We start from the raw sequence: 19,764 nt of genomic DNA, 5'->3' as shown, positions 1-19,764 counted from the left end.
AATGATTTTATTCAATTATAAATAGCAGATTTTGAAATACCATATTAATTAATAATTTCAATAATGCTTTTTTCGTTTTGATAAAGCATGAAAATTTATTTTTTAAATTCATCTGTATCTGTATATGAATTTTTGCCTATTTTTATATTCTTACTTTCTTAATAATTTTATCTTATTTTGAAAGTCCACATAAATATGGTCCAACTTATTGTAACCTATTCATACTAATTTTAAGTATATTCAATAAATATCAAGAGTTTTCTACAAAATTAAAAAATATTGCAATAAAATGAAAATAAATTATAATTAAAAATATAATATATAGAATTAGAAAATATTATAAATTAATAAAAGAGTAGAAAGGTGGTAAGATGATAAATATCTTAAAATGTTTTATAACAATGTTATTAACTGTTGCTCCTGTTTTAAATGTAGTTGCTTGCAGTAAAAATAATGGTGATAGTAGTTCTGAACATTCTGAAGGAACAGCTATAGTAGATCCCATTATCCAGGCCAAAAATTTAATTAATGAAGAAATATTGGATAAACATCGAGAAAAAATTTATACTGCTAATAGTTTAGGATTAAATGATTCCCAAATTAAAAGTACTATGATTCCATTAGTTGATCAGGCACAAGTTGGAAATTCAGTTGTGTATTTAGGAAATAATGAGCAAATTAGTGAACAGATTTTGAGAATATTGGAAAATGAATTAATTGGTTCTATTAACAGGAAACTTAAAGAAAAAATGATTTATTTTGCAAATATAAGTACTCCGACAAGTTTTACTAAAGATAGATCTAGATTTATAGTAACAAAAGTATCTTTTGACCAAATGATTAAAGTTCTTGGCGATTTAAAAAATAAGAAAGCAGATAATTTAACTAGTGATTCAGATAGTAATAGTTATTATGTTTATAAACTACAATTATCAATTGAACTTGATTTGGTTTTAAAGCAAGGTCAAACTACCCATAATATTTATCTTGATATTTATTTAACACAGGATAAAACTACTTTTGATAATAAGGTTATTGAGTTAACTGGGTTAGTACGAAAACATGTCAAAGAGAATGTTGCCTTTGATTTAGAAAATTTGAAATTTCAAGCTTTAAATGAAAAAAATATAAAAAAGCAAATCTTAAACCAAATTAATAGTAATGATGAAGAAAAATTAGTTATTTCTAATACTGGTTTAAAAAGAAATCTATTAATAAATTCTTTAAATTCAACAACAAATTCTAGGGAATATTTGGAATTTTTGAAAGTTTCTGATGGTACAGAAATGAATACTAAAATAAAAAATTTTATTACTAAAGATAAAGAATTTCAGATATATAATTCTGATTTTGCTACGGCGCCGGATGATAAAATGATTTTATTGGGAAGTTTTGATTTTACTTTTTGAAATTCTACTTATTTTGATTTACCATTGCAGAGAATTGAATTAAAGGATAACAAAATTACAGTTTCTAAAGGAGCATTTGAGACACATTTATTGAATATTAGTGAAGTTTTGAAATATTATTTTTCAAAAGTTTTTTCTGAAAAGAAAAAAATTAGGAATGCTAGTCGCAATTCTATATATTTGATAGTTCCTTTATCTGTATGAAAAAAATATATTGACTTAACTGATGGTGCTGATGACAATAAGGTTTTTAATAGGGGTAAAAAAATGAATAAGATTTTTCAAGAGACAATTGAAGAGCATAATAAAAAATTATTGCAAGGAAGTTCATTTAACTTTAATAAATTTAAGATTTTTACATTTAAGTCTTTGACTGATGAAATTAAAATAGTTGTTCATTGGGATTCAACGAAAACAATAGGTGCTTATCGAGGACATTCGGGGTTAAGCAGTACTTCTGCTCAATTGGAATTTGGTTTTTTTACTTTAAATATTATAAAAAATGATGATTTTTGATATGGTTTAGTGGTTTAGTGTGGAAACACTAATAAATATATAGATAGTATAAAAAAAATTTACTTAAGTTAAACTTAAGTAAATTTTTTTTATTTTTTGTTTAAAATTACAGGAATAATTAAAGGATTTCTTCGTTTTATTTTTGAAATATAAGGACTTAGAGTTTCTTTAATTTCTTTTTTGATTGCTCCAAAAGTAGGATGGTTACTAGCTAATACCTTTTTGATTGCTCTTGTTACAATGTTAATTGATTCAGCGATTAGAGCGCCGGAATCTTTAACATAAAATGAACCCCGAGAAATAATTGTTGGATTACATAGTAATTCATTAGTTTGACTATTAATGGAAACAACAACAGCAATTAAACCATCATTAGCAAGAATTTGTCGATCACGAGTTATTCTTGTTGTTAAACCAGAAGTATCTTTACCGTCAACATAAATTTCACTAGCTTCAATTCTTTTTCCAAGAATAGCTTTATCTTTGTAAAGATTAATTTGGTCACCATTGGCACAAATAAAGATATTTTCTTTAGCAACCCCAACGCTTTCTGCAGCTTGTCCGTGTGCTTTTAACATGCGATAATCACCGTGCATTGGCATAAAGTATGTCGGTTTAATTAAGGTTAGCATTAGTTTTTGTTCTTCTTGCGAAGCGTGTCCTGATGTATGTAAAGAATTAAATGAGGAGTTTTCTAAAACATTAGCTCCTAAGCGTGATAAACGATTAACAACCATTTCAACACTAGCTTGATTTCCGGGGATAGGACTAGAAGAAAAGATAACAGTATCGCCAGGAATAATAGAAATTGCTTTATGAGTTCCGGTTGAAATTCGTGAAAGTGCCGCCATTGGTTCTCCTTGGGAACCAGTACAAATAATTAAGATTTCATCTTTATGATATTGATCAGTTTCGTGAGGTTTGATAAATTGTTTATCAGAAATCTTTAAATGGCCCATTTCACGAATAATTTTAATAATTCGTTCTAAACTACGACCAAAAATTAAAATTTTGCGATTATATTTTTGTGCTACCTCAATAATCTGTTGAATCCGATGAACATTAGAAGCAAAAGTAGAAATTAAGATTCGTCCTTTGGCTTTTAAAAAGTAATCACTAATATTTTTAATAATTTTTGTTTCGGTCATTGTATAACCTTCAATTTCAGAATTAGTTGAGTCTGATAAAAATAAGGTAACACCGGCTTGTCCCATTTTTGCCATTTCTTCTAAATCTGCTTTATGACCCAATGGTGTTCAATCAAATTTATAATCACCAGTGGTAACAACTTTACCATTAGGAGTGTTAATAGCAATTCCAAAAGCATCAGGGATTGAATGATTAACGGCAAAATATTTAAGTTGAAAGTTTTTTAGAAGACCTTTCATTTTATTTTGGTCTTCATTGCTACCATCGATTTCAATGATTTTTGTTTTTTGACCAATATTAAATTCTTTTAATCGTTCACGAATTAATGCTGCCGCTAGTCTTGGTGCATAAATAAAGGGAATATCAATTTCTTTTAAAAGATAAGGAATACCACCAATATGGTCTTCATGACCGTGAGTAATAAATATTGCTTTTACTTTTTTGGCATTTTCTTTTAAATATGTATAGTCAGGAATAATTGCATCAATTCCTAGTAATATTCCTTCAGGAAATTTAACACCAGCGTCAATAATAATAATTTCATCATCGTGTTCAACACAATAAGTATTTTTACCAACTTCTTCTAAGCCGCCAAGGGCAAATACTTTAGTATTTCTAATATCATCAATGATAACTTCATTATCTTTGTTGTTAGATGTTTGATTTTCATTGAAGATTTCAATTTTGTTATTTAATTTGTTTTTTTGATTTGTTGTCATGAATTTTTTCACCTCACTCATTATTAAATAAAAAGTTTACTTAAAATCTCAAAAAAATTTTCGTAAAAATTTTTTTGTAAACATTTTATTCTTGGTTACCTTTATTTTAGGCAATGTTAGTTTATTTATTTACCAGTTGAAATATTTAGTACTTCGATTATAAGTATAACCAATTGTCATTCTTTTTTCAAGGTTCATTTTTGTCAATTAGATCATAGTATAAAATACCTTCTAAATGTTTTTGTTCATGTTGAAAAACAATTGCTTCATAACCATGAGCAGTAATCGTAACATTTTTTTTCTTTAAATAATCATAACCAGTAACAATAACTTTAAAATAACGCGGAACAAATCCTTCATGTTGATTATCAACGCTTAAGCAACCTTCACCACTTTTTAAAGCAATAATTTGTTCACTATGAGCTGTAATTTTAGAATTAATTAAGGCATGCTGAATAATAGTTTTTTTATTATTTTTATCAATTTGTTCAATATGAATATAATACATTTGTTTATTAGAACCAATTTGTGGGGCTGCTAAACCAACAGCAGGAATTAGTTTTAGTGATGAGTTTAATACTTCGTTTTGAGAAGTAATAACAAAATCAATTAGTTTTTGCATTACTAATTCATCATCTTTTGATATCGGAAATAATACAGGTTGACATTTTTCTCGTAATTTAATGTTATTGTCTTTAACTAATCATTCATTACTGGAATTGTTGTCTTGGTACATAATTTACTCCTTATTTTGTAGATTATAGCATAAGTTTTTAGTATAATTAATATATTATTTATTAGGTGAAAAAATTAAAATTATTGCAGGAAAGTATTATAAAAAAATCTTATTAGTTAAAAAATTACAACAACAAGACCAATTTTAAGTAGAATTAGAGAGAATTTTTTTAATGTTTTAAATAATTATTTTTATTATGAAAATAAAGGGGCCTTAGATCTTTTTGCTGGTAGTGGTAGTGTTGATCTTGAAGTATTATCAAGAAACAGTTAGGGCGCATAAAGTTTTGTTAAGTAGGTAAAGATTACTTATGACTTTAGAATACTGAAAAGAATATGGTACATATCGTGTTATTGCAAAAAATATAATATTAGTCATGTTAGTTGTATTTGTAATATCTTTTGAGTTGAAAATAATTTAATAAAAAATAGTCGCTTTCATATACCTGACAAAAAGATATTGTTGGAAAATAAGGGTACTAATAATAATTTATTAGCAATTGATGCTACAGAAATTTCAGTTGAAAGAATTAAAAAAAACTAAAATTATTATTTTCTGGTAAGAAAAGGCAAAATTCATTAAAATCGCAAATAATTATTGATTTATTTAGCAATAAAATTATTTCAGTAGATTTCTGTTGTGGCAGTATTCATGATTATAAGTTATTTTTAAAATCAAATACACTTATAAATTCAAAAATAGAATTAGTTGTCGATTCAGGATATCAAGGTTTGTAAAATATTCGTAAAAATACATTATTGCCAATTAAAAATAGTAAAAATAATCCTTTAAATCTAGATAAAAAGTAATATAATAGTTTTTTAAGTAAAGTTAGAATTGCCATTGAGCATGTTTTTGCTAGATTAAAAAGATTTAAAATACTAGTTTATCGTTATCGCAATAAGATTAAAAGGTTTGGATTACGATTTAGCTTAAAAAATTTTGGGACTGTACAATTAACTGTGTCTGTGTCTCTAAGTAATTAACTTAAATTCACTCTGTGTCCTCAAATTTTATCATTAAATGTGAAATTGCACTACCACTACCCCAATTTTGAATTGGCATCGTTCATTTCTTAACCATATTTTGAAATGCTAAATAAAATATTTTAAAAACTGATAAATCATTAGGAAAAATCTTTTTATTCTTAATTACTTTTCTTGGTTGACTATTAACAGACTCTATTGTATTAGTTGTATAAATAATTCTTCTAAATTCTTGAGGATATTCAAGAAAAATTATTAAATTATTTCAGTTATTTTTTCATGATTTAGTAATTTGTGGATACTTTTTATTTCATTTTTCAGCAAAATTGTCTAAAGCAACCAACGCTATTTTTTCATTAATTGCTGTATAAATTGATTTTAAATCATTAGCTACAAGTTTGCGATCTTTGTAATGAACAAATTTTAAACTATTACGAATTTGATGAACAATGCATAATAATTGGTGCTGTGCTTTTGGGAACACAGCTTCTATTGCATTAGACATCCCAGTTAAATTATCAACTACAAGCAACAAGAATATCTTGTAAGCCACAATTTTTCATTTCCGTAAGGGGGGATTATTAAGTCAAAATTTGGTCCCCTCATTCTCGCTAATTCACATTCCTAAAATATCTTTTAAACCATCTAAATTAATTCCTAAGGCAAGATAAACTGCTTTATTTATTATTCGTTTATCTTGCTTTACTTTAACAACAATACAATCAAAATAAACAATCGGATAAATCTTCTCTAAAGGTTTAGTTTGATCACATTTTAACTTCTTCAATAACATCATCAGTTATTTGACTAATTAAACTTTCTGAAATTTCTGTTCCGTGATAGAATTCTTGTAATTGTGCTTTGATATCAGAAATTATCATTCTTCTTGCATATAAAGAAATTACTTTTTGATCAAAGTTATCAAATTTTCTTTGTCTTTTTGGAATAATTACTGGTTCAAAAGTACTATTTTGATCTCTTGATACATCAATTGCAATTGAACCATTTTTAGTAATAATGGTTTTTGGTGTGTTGCCATTTCTTTTATTATGATTCTCATCAGTTTCAAGATGATCTTTAATTTCTGCATTTAACATTCGTTCAGTTAATTTTTTGGTAAATTCCTGAAAAATAGTATTGCCTTTAAATGAATCTTGTGAATTATCAATATTTTCTAAAAAATAATCCACAACTTTATCAATTGCATCAGGTTCTTTTTTTTTTTTACTTTTTTTATCATTTTCTGTTCTCCTTCGTTTAAGTATAATTCAGCAGAATGAATTATCGAGACACAGAATTTTGGACAGCCCCCTTAATTTTTTTTCAGGAATATATAATTTTGAATTAAACTAGTTATAGTTATGTACCAAGTCTAATAAGAAATCATACTACTAATTTTCTTAATTTTATTACTATTAAAATTATATTGTTTATTTTTAATAATATCTTTTAAAATATTAATTTTATCAACAGTATCAATAATAATAAAATCTTTTGTATATCCTAAAACCACAATATCTTTTCTTAAAACCCGAGCACAAAAAGCGTGATATGTATAAACTCATGTATCTCATGTATATTTAGATTCATCACCAGTCAATTCATTTAATCGACTTTTCATTTCATTAGCTATTAGCCGCCCCTTATTATTAAAAGTTACTGCTAAAATTTGATTACTACTACTAATAGATAAATTATGAATTAAATGAGCAATCTTATAAATAATAACTCTTGTTTTTCTACTTCCGGCACCAGCTATAATTCTATTAGCACCTTCACTACTTTAAAACTGCTAATTTTTGTTCTTCATTTAAATGGTTTATATTCATTTTCTACTCCTTTTATAACTCTTCAATTGATTTTAATTCTTTACTATCAATAGTTCCGGGTAAAGAATCTTGTAAATGAATATGAATTTTATTATCTTGTAATTTTTCTTTTTCCTGTTTTTCTTCTTGGCGATAACGAACATCAACAATATAAATTTGTAAATAGCGATCAAAGAATAATTGATTTTTAACATCAAACTTATAAAGTAACATTAAAGAACTATATCATAATAAATAAAATAATCCCATTAATCTTAATGTAATTGTTACTGTTAACGGTAAAGAATGTTGTGACTTAGTAATTACAAAAATATTTTGGTAATTAAAAATAAAAATTGGATATTTAAAAACTAAACTAATAAATAAATTACTAATAATTAAAACTACTCACGGAATAATTGTAATAAACAATTCCCGATATAATAAAGCTCAAATCCGAATTTTATTTTTACCTTCTTTGATTAATTTAAAGCGAAAAATAAATCTTGCTATTGTTCTACCTTGACAAAAATATGGCATCATAACAAAATAAGACATTAATAGTGACAATGCACTTAGATGATTGATAATTGCTTTTTGTCAATCATTAAGATATTGATTTTGATAAATTCCCCAAGTAATAATAAAAATTATCATACTGATAATTATATAATCAATCACTCTAGCAAAAATTACTTTTCAAAGTGTTACTAAAAAATATTGGGATTTTTTTCTTATAGTGTTATTGTCACTACTAATAGTTTTAATTTTCATAATATTAATTAAATAAAATTCTTTAAATATTTTTTTCAATCTTTAGCAACATCTCTATTGAACAAATCATCTGGTACTAAATTGAGATATTGATTTTTTTCTCAGTGAGGAAATCTTTTAGTGACTTTATTTGTAACTTCTTTAATAGATTTTTTAACTAATACTTTATTTTCTGTTGGAACAATAACTTTTAAAAATGTATAGTAATGAAAACGAACAAATGCATATTCTAATTCTTCAGTTAATTCTCGTGCTAAGTTAATTTGTTTATAATAGTTATAAATATGAACTCATTGTTTTAAAAAATCAAAACTATTAAAATTTAATAACGGCTCAATTTCAATATCTAGTAATATTTTATTGCTCGTATATAAAGTTTCAATTCACGGTAATATTTTATAAATAAATAATAAATCAAAACGATTAGAACGCCGAAAAGTAATTTTATGACTAGTAATAATCTTTCTTTTAAATAACTTATTAAATAGTGAATGATGAATTAAAGCAAAAACTTCGCGATTTAAAAGGGGATGATACAAATTATTATTTTTTAATCTTCGCGAAGAAACATGATGATAAACATTAGAATACTGAACCATAAATTCAATTAAATCAGGCTCATCATTATTATTAATTTCTTGCATAATACTTTCCATGAAATTATTTATTAATTTATATCCCGGTTGCAAAAACAAAACATAAGTTCCTTTAGCATTAAGTAATGCTAAATTTCAAGCATTAGCAGTTTCAATTTCTCTTCAACTACTAATAACTTTAATAATATCACTATGTTCTTGAAAGAATTTAGTAATATATTCTAAAGTATCATTTTTTGTTTTATCATCCACAATAATAATTTCATAATCTTTACCGCTTTGTTTTAAAACACTATTTAATGTTATTTCTAACTTATTATTGTCATTAGAACTAGTTAAAATAAAACTGATCGCCACCATTAATTATCACACTCCCTCAACATAATAATTATAACATTTGCCTTTCCTTTATATATACTTAATTAATTAATTATCATGGTCGCGTTTAAGTTTTCTTAGGTATTGTTTTGAAGAAGTAAAACAATCAGTCAATTATAATTATTTAATTACTAAAATAACCCTGCCCTTCTTGTTATTGTCATTTGGACGCATAAAGTTTTGTTGGGTGGGGAAATATTTGAATAAGTATTAAGGCAGTCAGTAATGACTGTCTTTTTATTTTATAAGGTGTTAAAATTTACTCTTTGAAAATTAAATACAAGTGAATTAATAATGTTGGCATGTATTAAAGCACGATAAATTGTGGGTGGTCGCCATAACCAAAAGAAGTTTACCAGTTAATAGATAACAATATATTAGTGAAAATTTAATAATATTAATAATTTTTATTGTGTAAAAATTCAATAATATGATAGAATAGTAATGAGTAAAAATGATAGGCCGCGTTTAGTTTTCTTAGGTATTTTTTAAAAAAGAAAAAATAATCATTTACTATAAATTATTTCAATATGATGCAAGGGACTGTACGACTGTACAATTAACTATGTCTCTAAGTAATTAACTTAAATCCATTCTGTCTTCAAATTTTATCATTAAATGTGAAATTGCACTACCCCAATTTTGAATTGGCATCGTTCATTTCTTAACCATATTTTGAAATGCTAAATAAAATATTTTAAAAACTGATGCGTTATTAGAAAAAATCTTTTTATTTTTAATTACTTTTCTTAGTTGACTATTAACAGACTCTATTGTATTAGTTGTATAAATAATTCTTCTAAATTCTTGAGGATATTCAAGAAAAATTATTAAATTATTTCAGTTATTTTTTCATGATTTAGTAATTTGGGGGTATTTTTTATCTCACTTTTCAGCAAAATTTTCTAAAGAGCAAGTAAGGCCTTCATTAATTGCTGTATAAATTGATTTTAAATCATTAGCTACAAATTTGCGATCTTTGTAAGGAACAAATTTTAAACTATTACGAATCTGATGAACAATGCATAATTGATGTTGTGTTTTTGGAAAAACAGCTTCTATTGCATCAGGACATCCCAGTTAAATTATCATTACAAGCAACAAGAATATCTTGTAAGCCACGATTTTTCATTTCCGCAAGGAAATTTATTTTATTAAGTCAAAATTTGGCTCCCTCATTTTCACTAATTCACATTCCTAAAATATCTTTTAAACCATCTAAATTAATTCCTATCCTAAGGCAAGATAAACTGCTTTATTTATTATTTGTTTATCTTGCTTTACTTTAACAACAATACAATCAAAATAAACAATCGGATAAATCTTCTCTAAAGGTTTAGTTTGATCACATTTTAACTTCTTCAATAACATCATCAGTTATTTGACTAATTAAACTTTCTGAAATTTCTGTTCCATGATAGAATTCTTGCAATTGTGCTTTGATATCAGAAATTGTCATTCCTCTTGCATATAAAGAAATTACTTTTTGATCAAATTTATTAAATCTTCTTTGTCTTTTTGGAATAATTACTGGTTTAAAAGTACTATTTCGATCTCGTGGTACATCAATTGCGATTGAACCATTTTTAGTAATAATGGTTTTTTGTGTTCTGCCATTTCTTTTGTTATAGTTATCATCTGTTTCAAGATGATCTTTAATTTCTGCATTTAACATTCTTTCAGTTAATTTTCTGGTAAATTCCTGAAAAATATTATTACTTTTAAATAAACCTTGTGGATTATCAATATTTTCTAAAAAATAATCCACAACTTTATCAATTGCATCAGGTTCTTTTTTTTTTTACTTTTTTTATCATTTTCTGTTCTCCTTCGTTTAAGTATAATTCAGAATGAATTATCGAGACACAGAATTTTGGACAGCCCCTATGTAAAAAATAATGATTTTTGTTGTAAAAATTTATTTTAATGTTGTTTTTATAAGCATTTTCCTTAGTTTTTGTAACCCTTTTATTGAGATTATGTTTGTTGATATTAAATATTTTGTCTTATTATTTATTTTCTAAATAAAATGATAATTAAATTGTGATTGTCTTTCTTTCAAAATTATTTAAACTTTTTCCTCCTGCCCCAACAAAACTTTATTCGCCTCTTTCAACGCTGTCATTCAGCATCACAAAACAAATCGCTATTTCAAAAATTACAAGAATTTTTAAAAAATTTAAAAATTGCAAAACACAAAAGATAACCAACAAAAACTTAATTTTTTAAAAAGGAAATGGCCGCACTTATTGAAGTAAAATATACTTGTTGCCGTTATAAACTGATTGCTCTTAAAATTAATAATAATTTTTTAATATTTGACTTGGTTCTGTATTTATATAATTAATTAATAAATTAAAAATGCCCCCTTGTTTGTTCTACAATAAATAATATTGTTTTGTTTATCAATAGCAAAACCATTTACTTTGCCTAGTGTTGATGTACCACTTATTTTGTATGCGGTTGTTTCTAATTGTTTTAAAACATAAACTCCGGTATCCGTTCCAAAATAAACATTATTTTTATATAAAGCAATAAAATTAACATATTCTTTATCTACCCCGTTAATTTTGATTAGTGTATCAGTATCTTGTTTTAAAACATAAGCTCCGGCATTCGTTCCAAAATAAACATTATCCTTACTATCGATAGATATTTTATTTAGATTCCCATTTAATTTATTTATAACTTTAGCTTCTGTTTCACCATTTTTTAAAACATAAGCTCCGGTATCCGTTCCAAAATAAACATTATCCTTACTATCGATAGATATTTTATTTAGATTCCCATTTAATTTATTTATAACTTTAGCTTCTGTTTCACCATTTTTTAAAACATAAGCTCCGGTATCCGTTCCAAAATAAACATTATCCTTACTATCGATAGATATTTTATTTAGATTCCCATTTAATTTATTTATAACTTTAGCTTCTGTTTCACCATTTTTTAAAACATAAGCTCCGGTATCCGTTCCAAAATAAACATTATCCTTACTATCGATAGATATTTTATTTAGATTCCCATTTAATTTATTTATAACTTTAGCTTCTGTTTCACCATTTTTTAAAACATAAATGCCATTACTGCGGGTAAAATATATATCATCATTAATATTATAAATTTTTCATAAAGAATTATGGTCATTTTCATTTATTGATAATATTTTTTTAATATTTTCTTTATTAATGGTTTGAATATTTGTCTCGTCATTAAAGTAAATATTATTATTTTTATCTATAGAAATATCTCTAATTACGTCATATTCTAGTTTTTTTGCTATATCACTACCATGTTTTAAAACAAATACACTAAAAACTGCTTTAAAATACACATCACCGTTTTTATCTATTAATATTTTTTTAATATTTTCTTCTATTTTTTTTTCTTTTTCATATATATGAATATTTCTTACATTTTTTAGATTATCATCTTCTATTTTACTACTACAAGAAATAATATTGCTTACTCCAAATACAGTTAAACTGCTTGCACATAATATACTTAATAGTTTTTTCATTTTGATTCTCCTTTTAACTTAAAACTTATATTATTAATTTTATCAAATTTATTTAATTTTGTTTATTAATTTCCCCCTTTTAATGGACACATAAAACTTTCTTAGGTATTGCTTTGAAGAAGTAAAACAATCAGCTAATTATATTATTTAATTACTAAACTAACCCTGCCTTTCTTTTTATTGTCATTACCCATCCGTTGTCATTCTATCATATTATTGAATTTTTACAAAATAAAAATTATTAATAGGTCGCGAGACGCTTTTAGTTTTCTTAGGTATTTTTAGAGAAAAAAAATAATCATTTACTATAAATTATTTCAACATACAAATTAAGCACATATTTCTTATGTGTGATTTCTGTTGTAAAAACTTATTTTAATGTTTTTTTATAAGTATTTTGCTTAGTTTTTATAACCTTTTATTGAGATTTTGTTTGTTAATATTAAATATTTTGTTTTGTTACTTATTTTTTAAATAAAATGATAATTAAATTGTGATTGTTTTTCTTTCAAAACTATTCAAATCTTTACCCACCTAACAAAACTTTATGCGTTCTTGTCGCGTTTAGTTTTCTTAGGTATTGCTTTGAAGAAGTAAAACAATACCTAAGAAAACTAAACGCGACTCTCCGGCTCTTGTTTTCATAAAATAATATAACTTTATTAAAAAAGAAATAATAATACAAAAAGAAAAAAATAATATCAATAATTTCATAATCAAATGATGTAAGCGAAAAAAATTGAGTTTGCGAATGAATTAAACCAACTAAAACACTAAGCAACAAAAAACTAATACGAGAATTAAATGCTCATAGAGGATAGAGGAATCAGTAAATATCAAATTCTTGTAACATTGTTGAACTTAATGTCCCTAATTTATTTAAATTAGCAACAAAATAAGTATACCCTGCTATCCCGGCAATTGCTCCCGAAATTTTCATAATAATTAATTGTTTAGCATTAGGATTTAATCTCGCATATTGAGCGGCTTCAGTATTAACAACCGCTAATTCTAAACGAAAACCAAACACACGACAATTTAATAAAATAGTTACAAAACCATAAATAAATAAAGCAATAAAAATTGTAATAGAAAAATAAACCATCATACTTAATTTAATTATTAAAGAAGCATTATTTATTATCAATAATACCATCATTATATTGACTTCATTCTGGTAAATGATAATAAATATTAAAAGCAATAATATTAAGCAACAAAGTTGATGCCATTTCATTAATTTTAAAATAAGTTTTAAAAAAATCAGAAATTAGAGCATACAATGTCCCAACGGTAATGGTAATAGATGCTAAAATTAATAACATTGTTGCAAATTTAGTAGTAATTACCAACGGAGATTAACAATCGTGAAATAATAAATGTTATTGTTGCCCCAATAATCATTTGCTCAATAACTCCAAGATTATAAATCCGAAACCGAAATGCTACTAACGAAGCTAATGATGCTAATAGCAAATATGAAAATGAATTTACAAAATTATGAAAATAATTAATATCATTAAAAGGTGCTAAAAATAATGTATAATATGCTTTCAAAGAACTAACTCTAAAAAGCATAAAAAATCATTGCCGATAAGACAAAAAGTAAAACTACCGTTAATGAAACAACAGTTATTGCTTTTAATTTTTTGTTAGTTCAAAAATTTCTTATAATATTAATTTTTAATCACCAGTAATCTTTATTTTAATTGTTTCTATTACTTGCACAATTTTATCTTTAATTGTTGTAATTTTATTAATAATTTTTTGTCACAATAAAACTTTTCGGGAAATACTTTTATATTTTAATTCACTTTTAGTAATTTGAATATGTTTATCAATCAAATCTTCGCGTTTTTTAGAAAGAATCAGCGGATTATTTAAAATATTACTTTTAACATCATCCTCTTCTAAAGTAGCAACCATTCTGCCATTTTGAATAACCGTTACTCGATCAGCTAGCTAATAATTCTAAAAGATGATAATCACAATCAATTAAAAGAAATGCTATCCCTTTTTTGCAACGCAATAATACGATTAATAATCAATTTTGCCGAATTATTATCTAAATGCATTAACGGATTAACTAAAATAACAACCTTAGGATTAATTTCTAATGTCCTTGCTAAAACAAATTTTTATAATTTACCATTAGATAAAGTATTGGCAATACTATTACCATTAATAAAATCAATCATTTGATAATTTTGTAAAATCTTTTTTAATTTAAACCAAATATCATCACGCCTTAAAATTCTAGCATTTAAATATTTAGGATTATTATGATGCCATAAAATAAAATTATCAATTAAAGAATAAGTATCAATAGTTATATCTTGTAAAAAGTTTTATGGTACTAAATCAATACCTAATTTATAACGATACGCCTGATTTTTTTTATTATTATTAATATTATCATTTTTAAAAAATATTCTTACTGTTGGTGATTTAGTTTTTCCTGAAATTATATCCTCCATTAAGGAACTACTAATATTTGTTCGATCATAAGCCCCTAAAATTTCAACAACTCGTAAAATTAAATCAATACCTTCTAATTTTGGATAATTGCGCTTATTAAAACTAATATCTTCAGCATATAATATTAATTCCCTTTTTTTAAAAGATTCTTTTTTATGGTCAATCATTGTTGCTCAATATTTATGTTGAATTTTCTTTACTTTTAAAACATTCTTATTATGCTTTGTCCACACAATCTGACCTTTATTTAATAACGAATAATGATTTGACACTGCTTTAGCAAACTCTTTACTTCATGTTGAAAAAATTACTGTAATTTTATCTTTAATAAAAGATTTAAAAATTGGTAAAAACTCCTCTTCTTGTTATAAAGGTAAGTCGACTGTTGGCTCATCTCATCTAAAAATAAAATTCGTGGTTTTTGGTACAAAGCTCTTAGAGTAATGCCGCCTTTCTTTGTTCTGATAATGAAAGAATCCCAAACTGTTTATTTAAGTCAACATAAGTTTTATGTTTCCGCATTAATTTTTCAATTTTAGTGTTCGTCAAAATATATTTTCAAAAATTGTGGCTCATTTCCTAAAAATATATTTTGACGAACACTAAAACCAGAAATAAAGTAAGTATCTTGTCCGGCATAACTAATTTGATATTTAGGAGCAAAAAATTGTCTGATGCGTTTATTAACAACTTTAATCATACCATTTGTCGGGATTTTCTAAACCAGCTAATAAGAGCACACAAGTTGTTTTGCCGGCCCCCATTATCACCAACTAAGGCATGAATTTCGCCAAAATTTACCTTTAAAGTAATATTATTCAAAACTAAATTATCTTGATTTTGTTTATAAACATTATTAAATTCAATTAAAGGTGATGACATTAGTTATTTCTCTCTTTATAAAAATGTTGTGATAATGGATCATTAACAATATTACATTGCAAAGACTTTCACATAAATTTATTTTTATCAAATTGTTGATAAGAAAATTTAATATCTTAAATATCAACAATAATATTAATAATAAAATTTCAATCAGTTAATAACTGTAGTTTTGTTTCCCAAGAATGATAAATTTTAGACAATATACCAATAAAATTACGATTAATACTAGCAAGTAAATAATTTTTGGATTTAATATTATATTTTCCTACCTAACAAAACTTTACGCGTCCGAACCGAGTTTTTAATTAATTTTAGAATGCAAGAGTCGTTAGCAAATCAACGACATGATGTTAATGATGAAACTAATATAGTTAATAAGGGGCGATGATAATTATGAATATTATTAATATTTTTATTAGTAGTTTATCATTATCAGCACCATTATTATTTGCAACTGCGGGGATATCTAATAATGCAAAAAGCCGAGATTTTGAATTTTGGTGTTGATGGGGTAATGATTTTGGGTGGTTTATCGTATACAATTGTTATTAAACAATATTTATTTCTTGGTGAGATAATATTTGTTTTTTTAGGTTTTTGTTTATCATTTATTATTGGTATGGGATTAGATTAGGTTTAATTCATGCGTTATTAACGGTTTATTTAAAAACTAATCAGTTTCTTGTTTCTTTTATTTGAAATTATTTGGCTTTAGGTTTAAGTTCGCTAATTTTAATATTTAATTATGGGCAAAGAATATTAGATGCTAATGAAATTTTTATTGCTCCGATATATATATATATATCGGATATCCGTTATCTTTAGTTTTTATTTTTAATGTTATTTTAATATTATTTGTTTCTTGTTTTTTCTTTTTAACGCGGCCAAGATTATATTTTAAAGCAGCCGGGAAAAAATGCTGTTGTTTTAACTTTAAGTCAAATAAATGTTATTAAAATTCGTTATTTAGCAGTTATTGTTGGGTTTGGTTTAATATCATTAGGCGGAGCATTTTTTACAAATCAAAAAGGCAGTTTTGATGTTAGTGTTAATAATGTTGGATTAATTGCTTTTGCGATTGTGGCATTAAATCAATGAGCAATATTTAGAAGCGTATTTTTTACTTATTTATTAACAGTTTTACTTGAATTTAGTGGATTTTTACGACAAGATAGTAATAAGTGACGATGGACAATATTACCTTATGTTTTATCATTATTAATTGCCCCCACTATTTGCATTATATGAAAAAAATGATCGGATGCCAAAAATGTTAAATATCTCTTATACGAAGGAAAAAAGTTAAGATGTTTGTTAGTTTATTAAAGAAGATAAATATTGTTTGTTCCGGTGAACAACTAAAACAATTAGAAAAATATTTTGAATTATTGCAACAATGAAATGAGAAAATGAATCTCACAACAATAATTAGTAAAGAAGAAGTTTATCAAAAACATTTTTTTGATTCATTGTTACTAACAAAAAATGTTGTTTTAGAACAACAACTAATATGTGATGTTGGCACTGGAGCCGGATTTCCGGGAATTGTTATTAAAATTTTATTTCCGAAGATTAAATTATTTCTTGTTGAAGCAATTACTAAAAAGTGTTTATTTTTAAAAGTAGTAGTTGATAATTTATTTTTAAAAGATGTAACGATTATTAATAATCGTGTTGAAAATATTGCGATTCAATATCATGATTTTTTTGATATTGTTACTGTTAGAGCGGTTGCCAAATTAAACATGTTATTAGAATTATGTTTGCCAATTGTAAAAGTTAAAGGAATGTTTATTGCTTTAAAATCAGAAATTAAGGAAGAATTATTTAATAGTCAAAATGCTTTAAAAGTTTTAAATACAAAGTTAATATCTATTTATAGTATTAATTGAGATTTTTTAGGTAAAAGAACAATTTTATATTTTATTAAACAAAAAGCGATTGATAAATTATATCCGCGAGATTTTGCTAAAATAAAACAACAACCATTATAATTTTTAACAAAACTCTTGTTATAATGTTAATATAATTAGGTAAAATGTTTGTGAATCTTAAAAAAAGGAAGTTAAAATCTATGGCTAAAGTAATTGCAATTGCCAATCAAAAAGGTGGTGTTGGCAAAACAACAACATCAATAAATCTTGCTGCTGGTTTGGGCAGATATGGACAAAAAGTTTTGCTGATTGATTTAGATCCACAAGGAAATAGTACAACAGGAATTGGTGCTGATAAAAGTAAAATTGAAAAGTGTATGTTTGATGTTTTAGTTAATGATATTGCTCTTAGTGAAATTATTCAAAAAAATGTTTGTCAAAATGTTGATTTAGCACCAGCAACATTATCATTAGCAAGTGCTGATTTACATTTATTGGAACAATCTAAAGATAAGCAAAACATTTTGCTTGATAAGTTAAAAGGTATTCTTAATAATTATCATTATATTATTATTGATTGTCCACCATCATTAGGATTATTAAATCGTAATGCGTTAAGTGCATCTAATACGGTAATTATTCCGATTCAAGCCGAATATTATGCTTTAGAAGGATTAACACAATTGTTAACTTCAATTAGATTTGTTCAGCAAAGAAGTAATAAAAATTTAACTATTGAAGGTATTTTATTAACAATGTTTGATGGTAGAACAAAGTTATCGTATGAAGTAATGCAAGAAGCACAAAAGTATTTTAAAGAGAAAGTATATAAAACTTATATTCCGCGAAATATTAAAATATCGGAAGCGCCATCAAACGGGGATGATATTTTTAGTTATGCTGAAAATTCATCGGGTGCAATTGCTTATATGGAACTAGTTAAGGAGGTATTGTTAAATAATGGTACAAAATAAGGATTTAATAAATAAAAGAAGATTATCGGCTAAAGGATTAGATAAGATTTTTGGTGAAGAAATTAATGATTTAATTAGTGAAATTGAAAAAAATGATGAAATTAAACAAAATGCGATTGAAATTTCACTAAATGAAATTCGTAGTAATCCTTATCAACCACGAATTGTTTTTAATGATGCTGAGATTACACAATTAGGGCAATCAATTGTTAAGCATGGTGTTATTCAACCAATTATTGTTAAGAAATCAATTAATGGTTATGAAGTTGTTGCTGGCGAAAGAAGAATGCGTGCTTGTAAAAAGATACGATTAACACATATTCCAGCAATTACTATTAATTTATCTGATAAACAAATGATGGAAATTGCTTTAATTGAAAATATTCAACGAGTTGATTTAAATACCATTGAAGAAGCACAAGCATATCGTGATTTAATGAATAAATTAGATTTAACTCAAAGTGAAGTGGCAATGCAAGTTGGAAAATCACGATCACATATTGCTAATATTATGCGAATTTTAAATTTACCACAAAAAATACAAGATTATGTTTTAAATGGTCGGTTAACGATGGGGCAGGTGAAGCCATTATTAGCTTTTCAAGATGATGTGGAATTAATTTCTCGTTTAAGTGAACGTATTTTTAAAGAAAATTTAACATCTAGAAAAGTTGAAGATATTGTTCGTTCGTATCAATTACAAATTAGTAAGAAAAATAAAAATGAACAAAAAACAATTTTCATGCCAAAGTCAGAATATGTAACTGTTGCTGAAAGAATGATTAGAACTTTAGGAACTAAGGTTGTTATTGATGATAATCGTATTGTCATCAAGTTTTCTAATGATAAGGATTTGGATCGAATTTTGACAATTCTTAAAATTTAAGGGGCTGTCCAAAATTCCGTGTCTCGATAATTCATTCTAAATTATACTTAAACGAAGGAGAACAGAAAATGACAAAAAA

General features: G+C 25.3%; 18 protein-coding genes and 3 pseudogenes. 7 read left to right on the top strand and 14 right to left on the bottom strand.

Features of this window, described 5'->3' with window-relative positions; genetic code table 4:
• The first annotated feature begins 371 nt into the window (after window positions 1-371).
• Window positions 372-1,943, top strand: a complete 1,572-nt coding sequence (locus tag AACK93_RS07315) for a hypothetical protein (protein WP_339024375.1) — start codon at window positions 372-374, stop codon at window positions 1,941-1,943.
• Window positions 1,944-2,014: 71 nt separating this feature from the next.
• Here AACK93_RS07315 and AACK93_RS07310 read toward each other — a convergent pair whose 3' ends face one another.
• Window positions 2,015-3,793, bottom strand: coding sequence for a ribonuclease J (locus AACK93_RS07310; protein WP_339024374.1), 1,779 nt, complete (start codon window positions 3,791-3,793; stop codon window positions 2,015-2,017).
• Window positions 3,794-3,950: 157 nt separating this feature from the next.
• A complete protein-coding gene (def, locus tag AACK93_RS07305; RefSeq protein WP_339024373.1) occupies window positions 3,951-4,529 on the bottom strand; it encodes a peptide deformylase in 579 nt (192 codons plus the stop codon).
• Window positions 4,530-4,652: 123 nt separating this feature from the next.
• On the opposite strand from def, the gene AACK93_RS08225 reads away from it, so the two are divergent.
• Together AACK93_RS08225 and AACK93_RS08220 are read left to right on the top strand one after the other, a co-directional pair.
• Window positions 4,653-4,802 (top strand): RsmD family RNA methyltransferase, encoded by a 150-nt coding sequence (locus AACK93_RS08225; RefSeq protein ID WP_422398197.1) that lies wholly within the window; start codon window positions 4,653-4,655, stop codon window positions 4,800-4,802.
• A gap of 272 nt (window positions 4,803-5,074) precedes the next feature.
• Window positions 5,075-5,266, top strand: a complete 192-nt coding sequence (locus tag AACK93_RS08220) for a transposase family protein (RefSeq protein WP_422398196.1) — start codon at window positions 5,075-5,077, stop codon at window positions 5,264-5,266.
• Window positions 5,267-5,516: 250 nt separating this feature from the next.
• Here AACK93_RS08220 and AACK93_RS07300 read toward each other — a convergent pair.
• The 12 genes and pseudogenes from AACK93_RS07300 to AACK93_RS07240 all read right to left on the bottom strand — a co-directional run bounded on the left by AACK93_RS07300 (window position 5,517) and on the right by AACK93_RS07240 (window position 15,766).
• Window positions 5,517-6,705 (bottom strand): annotated as a pseudogene (locus AACK93_RS07300) (IS256 family transposase).
• 182 nt (window positions 6,706-6,887) lie between these two features.
• Window positions 6,888-7,280: pseudogene (locus tag AACK93_RS07290) on the bottom strand (UvrD-helicase domain-containing protein); the annotation flags it as partial.
• Between the two features lie 76 nt (window positions 7,281-7,356).
• The gene (locus AACK93_RS07285) at window positions 7,357-8,136 is read right to left on the bottom strand and encodes an RDD family protein (protein WP_339024370.1); all 780 of its coding nucleotides are present in this window, start codon (window positions 8,134-8,136) and stop codon (window positions 7,357-7,359) included.
• A complete protein-coding gene (locus AACK93_RS07280; protein ID WP_339024369.1) occupies window positions 8,106-9,053 on the bottom strand; it encodes a glycosyltransferase family 2 protein in 948 nt (315 codons plus the stop codon). Before AACK93_RS07280 ends, AACK93_RS07285 begins: the two co-directional genes overlap by 31 nt.
• Before the next feature lie 597 nt (window positions 9,054-9,650).
• Window positions 9,651-10,851, bottom strand: a pseudogene (locus tag AACK93_RS07275) (IS256 family transposase).
• A gap of 567 nt (window positions 10,852-11,418) precedes the next feature.
• The gene (locus AACK93_RS07270; RefSeq protein WP_339024368.1) at window positions 11,419-12,588 is read right to left on the bottom strand and encodes a hypothetical protein; all 1,170 of its coding nucleotides are present in this window, start codon (window positions 12,586-12,588) and stop codon (window positions 11,419-11,421) included.
• Window positions 12,589-13,114: 526 nt separating this feature from the next.
• Window positions 13,115-13,747 carry a hypothetical protein gene (locus tag AACK93_RS07265; RefSeq protein ID WP_339024367.1) on the bottom strand — a complete coding sequence of 211 codons (633 nt, stop codon included), beginning with the start codon at window positions 13,745-13,747 and terminating at the stop codon, window positions 13,115-13,117.
• On the bottom strand, window positions 13,722-13,913 hold the full coding sequence (locus AACK93_RS07260; RefSeq protein ID WP_339024366.1) for a hypothetical protein: 192 nt from the start codon (window positions 13,911-13,913) through the stop codon (window positions 13,722-13,724). Before AACK93_RS07260 ends, AACK93_RS07265 begins: the two co-directional genes overlap by 26 nt.
• Before the next feature lie 10 nt (window positions 13,914-13,923).
• Window positions 13,924-14,166, bottom strand: coding sequence for a hypothetical protein (locus AACK93_RS07255; RefSeq protein WP_339024365.1), 243 nt, complete (start codon window positions 14,164-14,166; stop codon window positions 13,924-13,926).
• A gap of 105 nt (window positions 14,167-14,271) precedes the next feature.
• Window positions 14,272-14,514 (bottom strand): hypothetical protein, encoded by a 243-nt coding sequence (locus tag AACK93_RS07250; protein WP_339024364.1) that lies wholly within the window; start codon window positions 14,512-14,514, stop codon window positions 14,272-14,274.
• A 422-nt stretch (window positions 14,515-14,936) separates the two neighbouring features.
• Window positions 14,937-15,338, bottom strand: a complete 402-nt coding sequence (locus AACK93_RS07245; protein WP_339024363.1) for a hypothetical protein — start codon at window positions 15,336-15,338, stop codon at window positions 14,937-14,939.
• A 263-nt stretch (window positions 15,339-15,601) separates the two neighbouring features.
• The gene (locus AACK93_RS07240; protein ID WP_339024362.1) at window positions 15,602-15,766 is read right to left on the bottom strand and encodes a hypothetical protein; all 165 of its coding nucleotides are present in this window, start codon (window positions 15,764-15,766) and stop codon (window positions 15,602-15,604) included.
• A 657-nt stretch (window positions 15,767-16,423) separates the two neighbouring features.
• Here AACK93_RS07240 and AACK93_RS07235 point away from each other — a divergent pair.
• From AACK93_RS07235 to AACK93_RS07220, 4 genes are all read left to right on the top strand, one after another.
• Window positions 16,424-16,585, top strand: a complete 162-nt coding sequence (locus tag AACK93_RS07235; protein ID WP_339024361.1) for a hypothetical protein — start codon at window positions 16,424-16,426, stop codon at window positions 16,583-16,585.
• A gap of 673 nt (window positions 16,586-17,258) precedes the next feature.
• Window positions 17,259-17,945 carry a 16S rRNA (guanine(527)-N(7))-methyltransferase RsmG gene (gene rsmG / locus AACK93_RS07230; protein WP_339024360.1) on the top strand — a complete coding sequence of 229 codons (687 nt, stop codon included), beginning with the start codon at window positions 17,259-17,261 and terminating at the stop codon, window positions 17,943-17,945.
• A gap of 80 nt (window positions 17,946-18,025) precedes the next feature.
• Window positions 18,026-18,799 carry an AAA family ATPase gene (locus tag AACK93_RS07225; RefSeq protein WP_339024358.1) on the top strand — a complete coding sequence of 258 codons (774 nt, stop codon included), beginning with the start codon at window positions 18,026-18,028 and terminating at the stop codon, window positions 18,797-18,799.
• Window positions 18,786-19,685, top strand: a complete 900-nt coding sequence (locus AACK93_RS07220; protein ID WP_339024357.1) for a ParB/RepB/Spo0J family partition protein — start codon at window positions 18,786-18,788, stop codon at window positions 19,683-19,685. The genes AACK93_RS07225 and AACK93_RS07220 overlap by 14 nt, the downstream gene beginning before the upstream one ends.
• Window positions 19,686-19,764: the final 79 nt, after the last annotated feature.

It is taken from the genome of Spiroplasma endosymbiont of Agriotes lineatus, assembly GCF_964019485.1.
Taxonomy (GTDB): Bacteria; Bacillota_I; Bacilli_A; order Mycoplasmatales; family Nriv7; genus Nriv7.
Note: the sequence above shows the minus strand (reverse complement) of the source record. Positions and strands in the feature narration are given on the sequence as shown.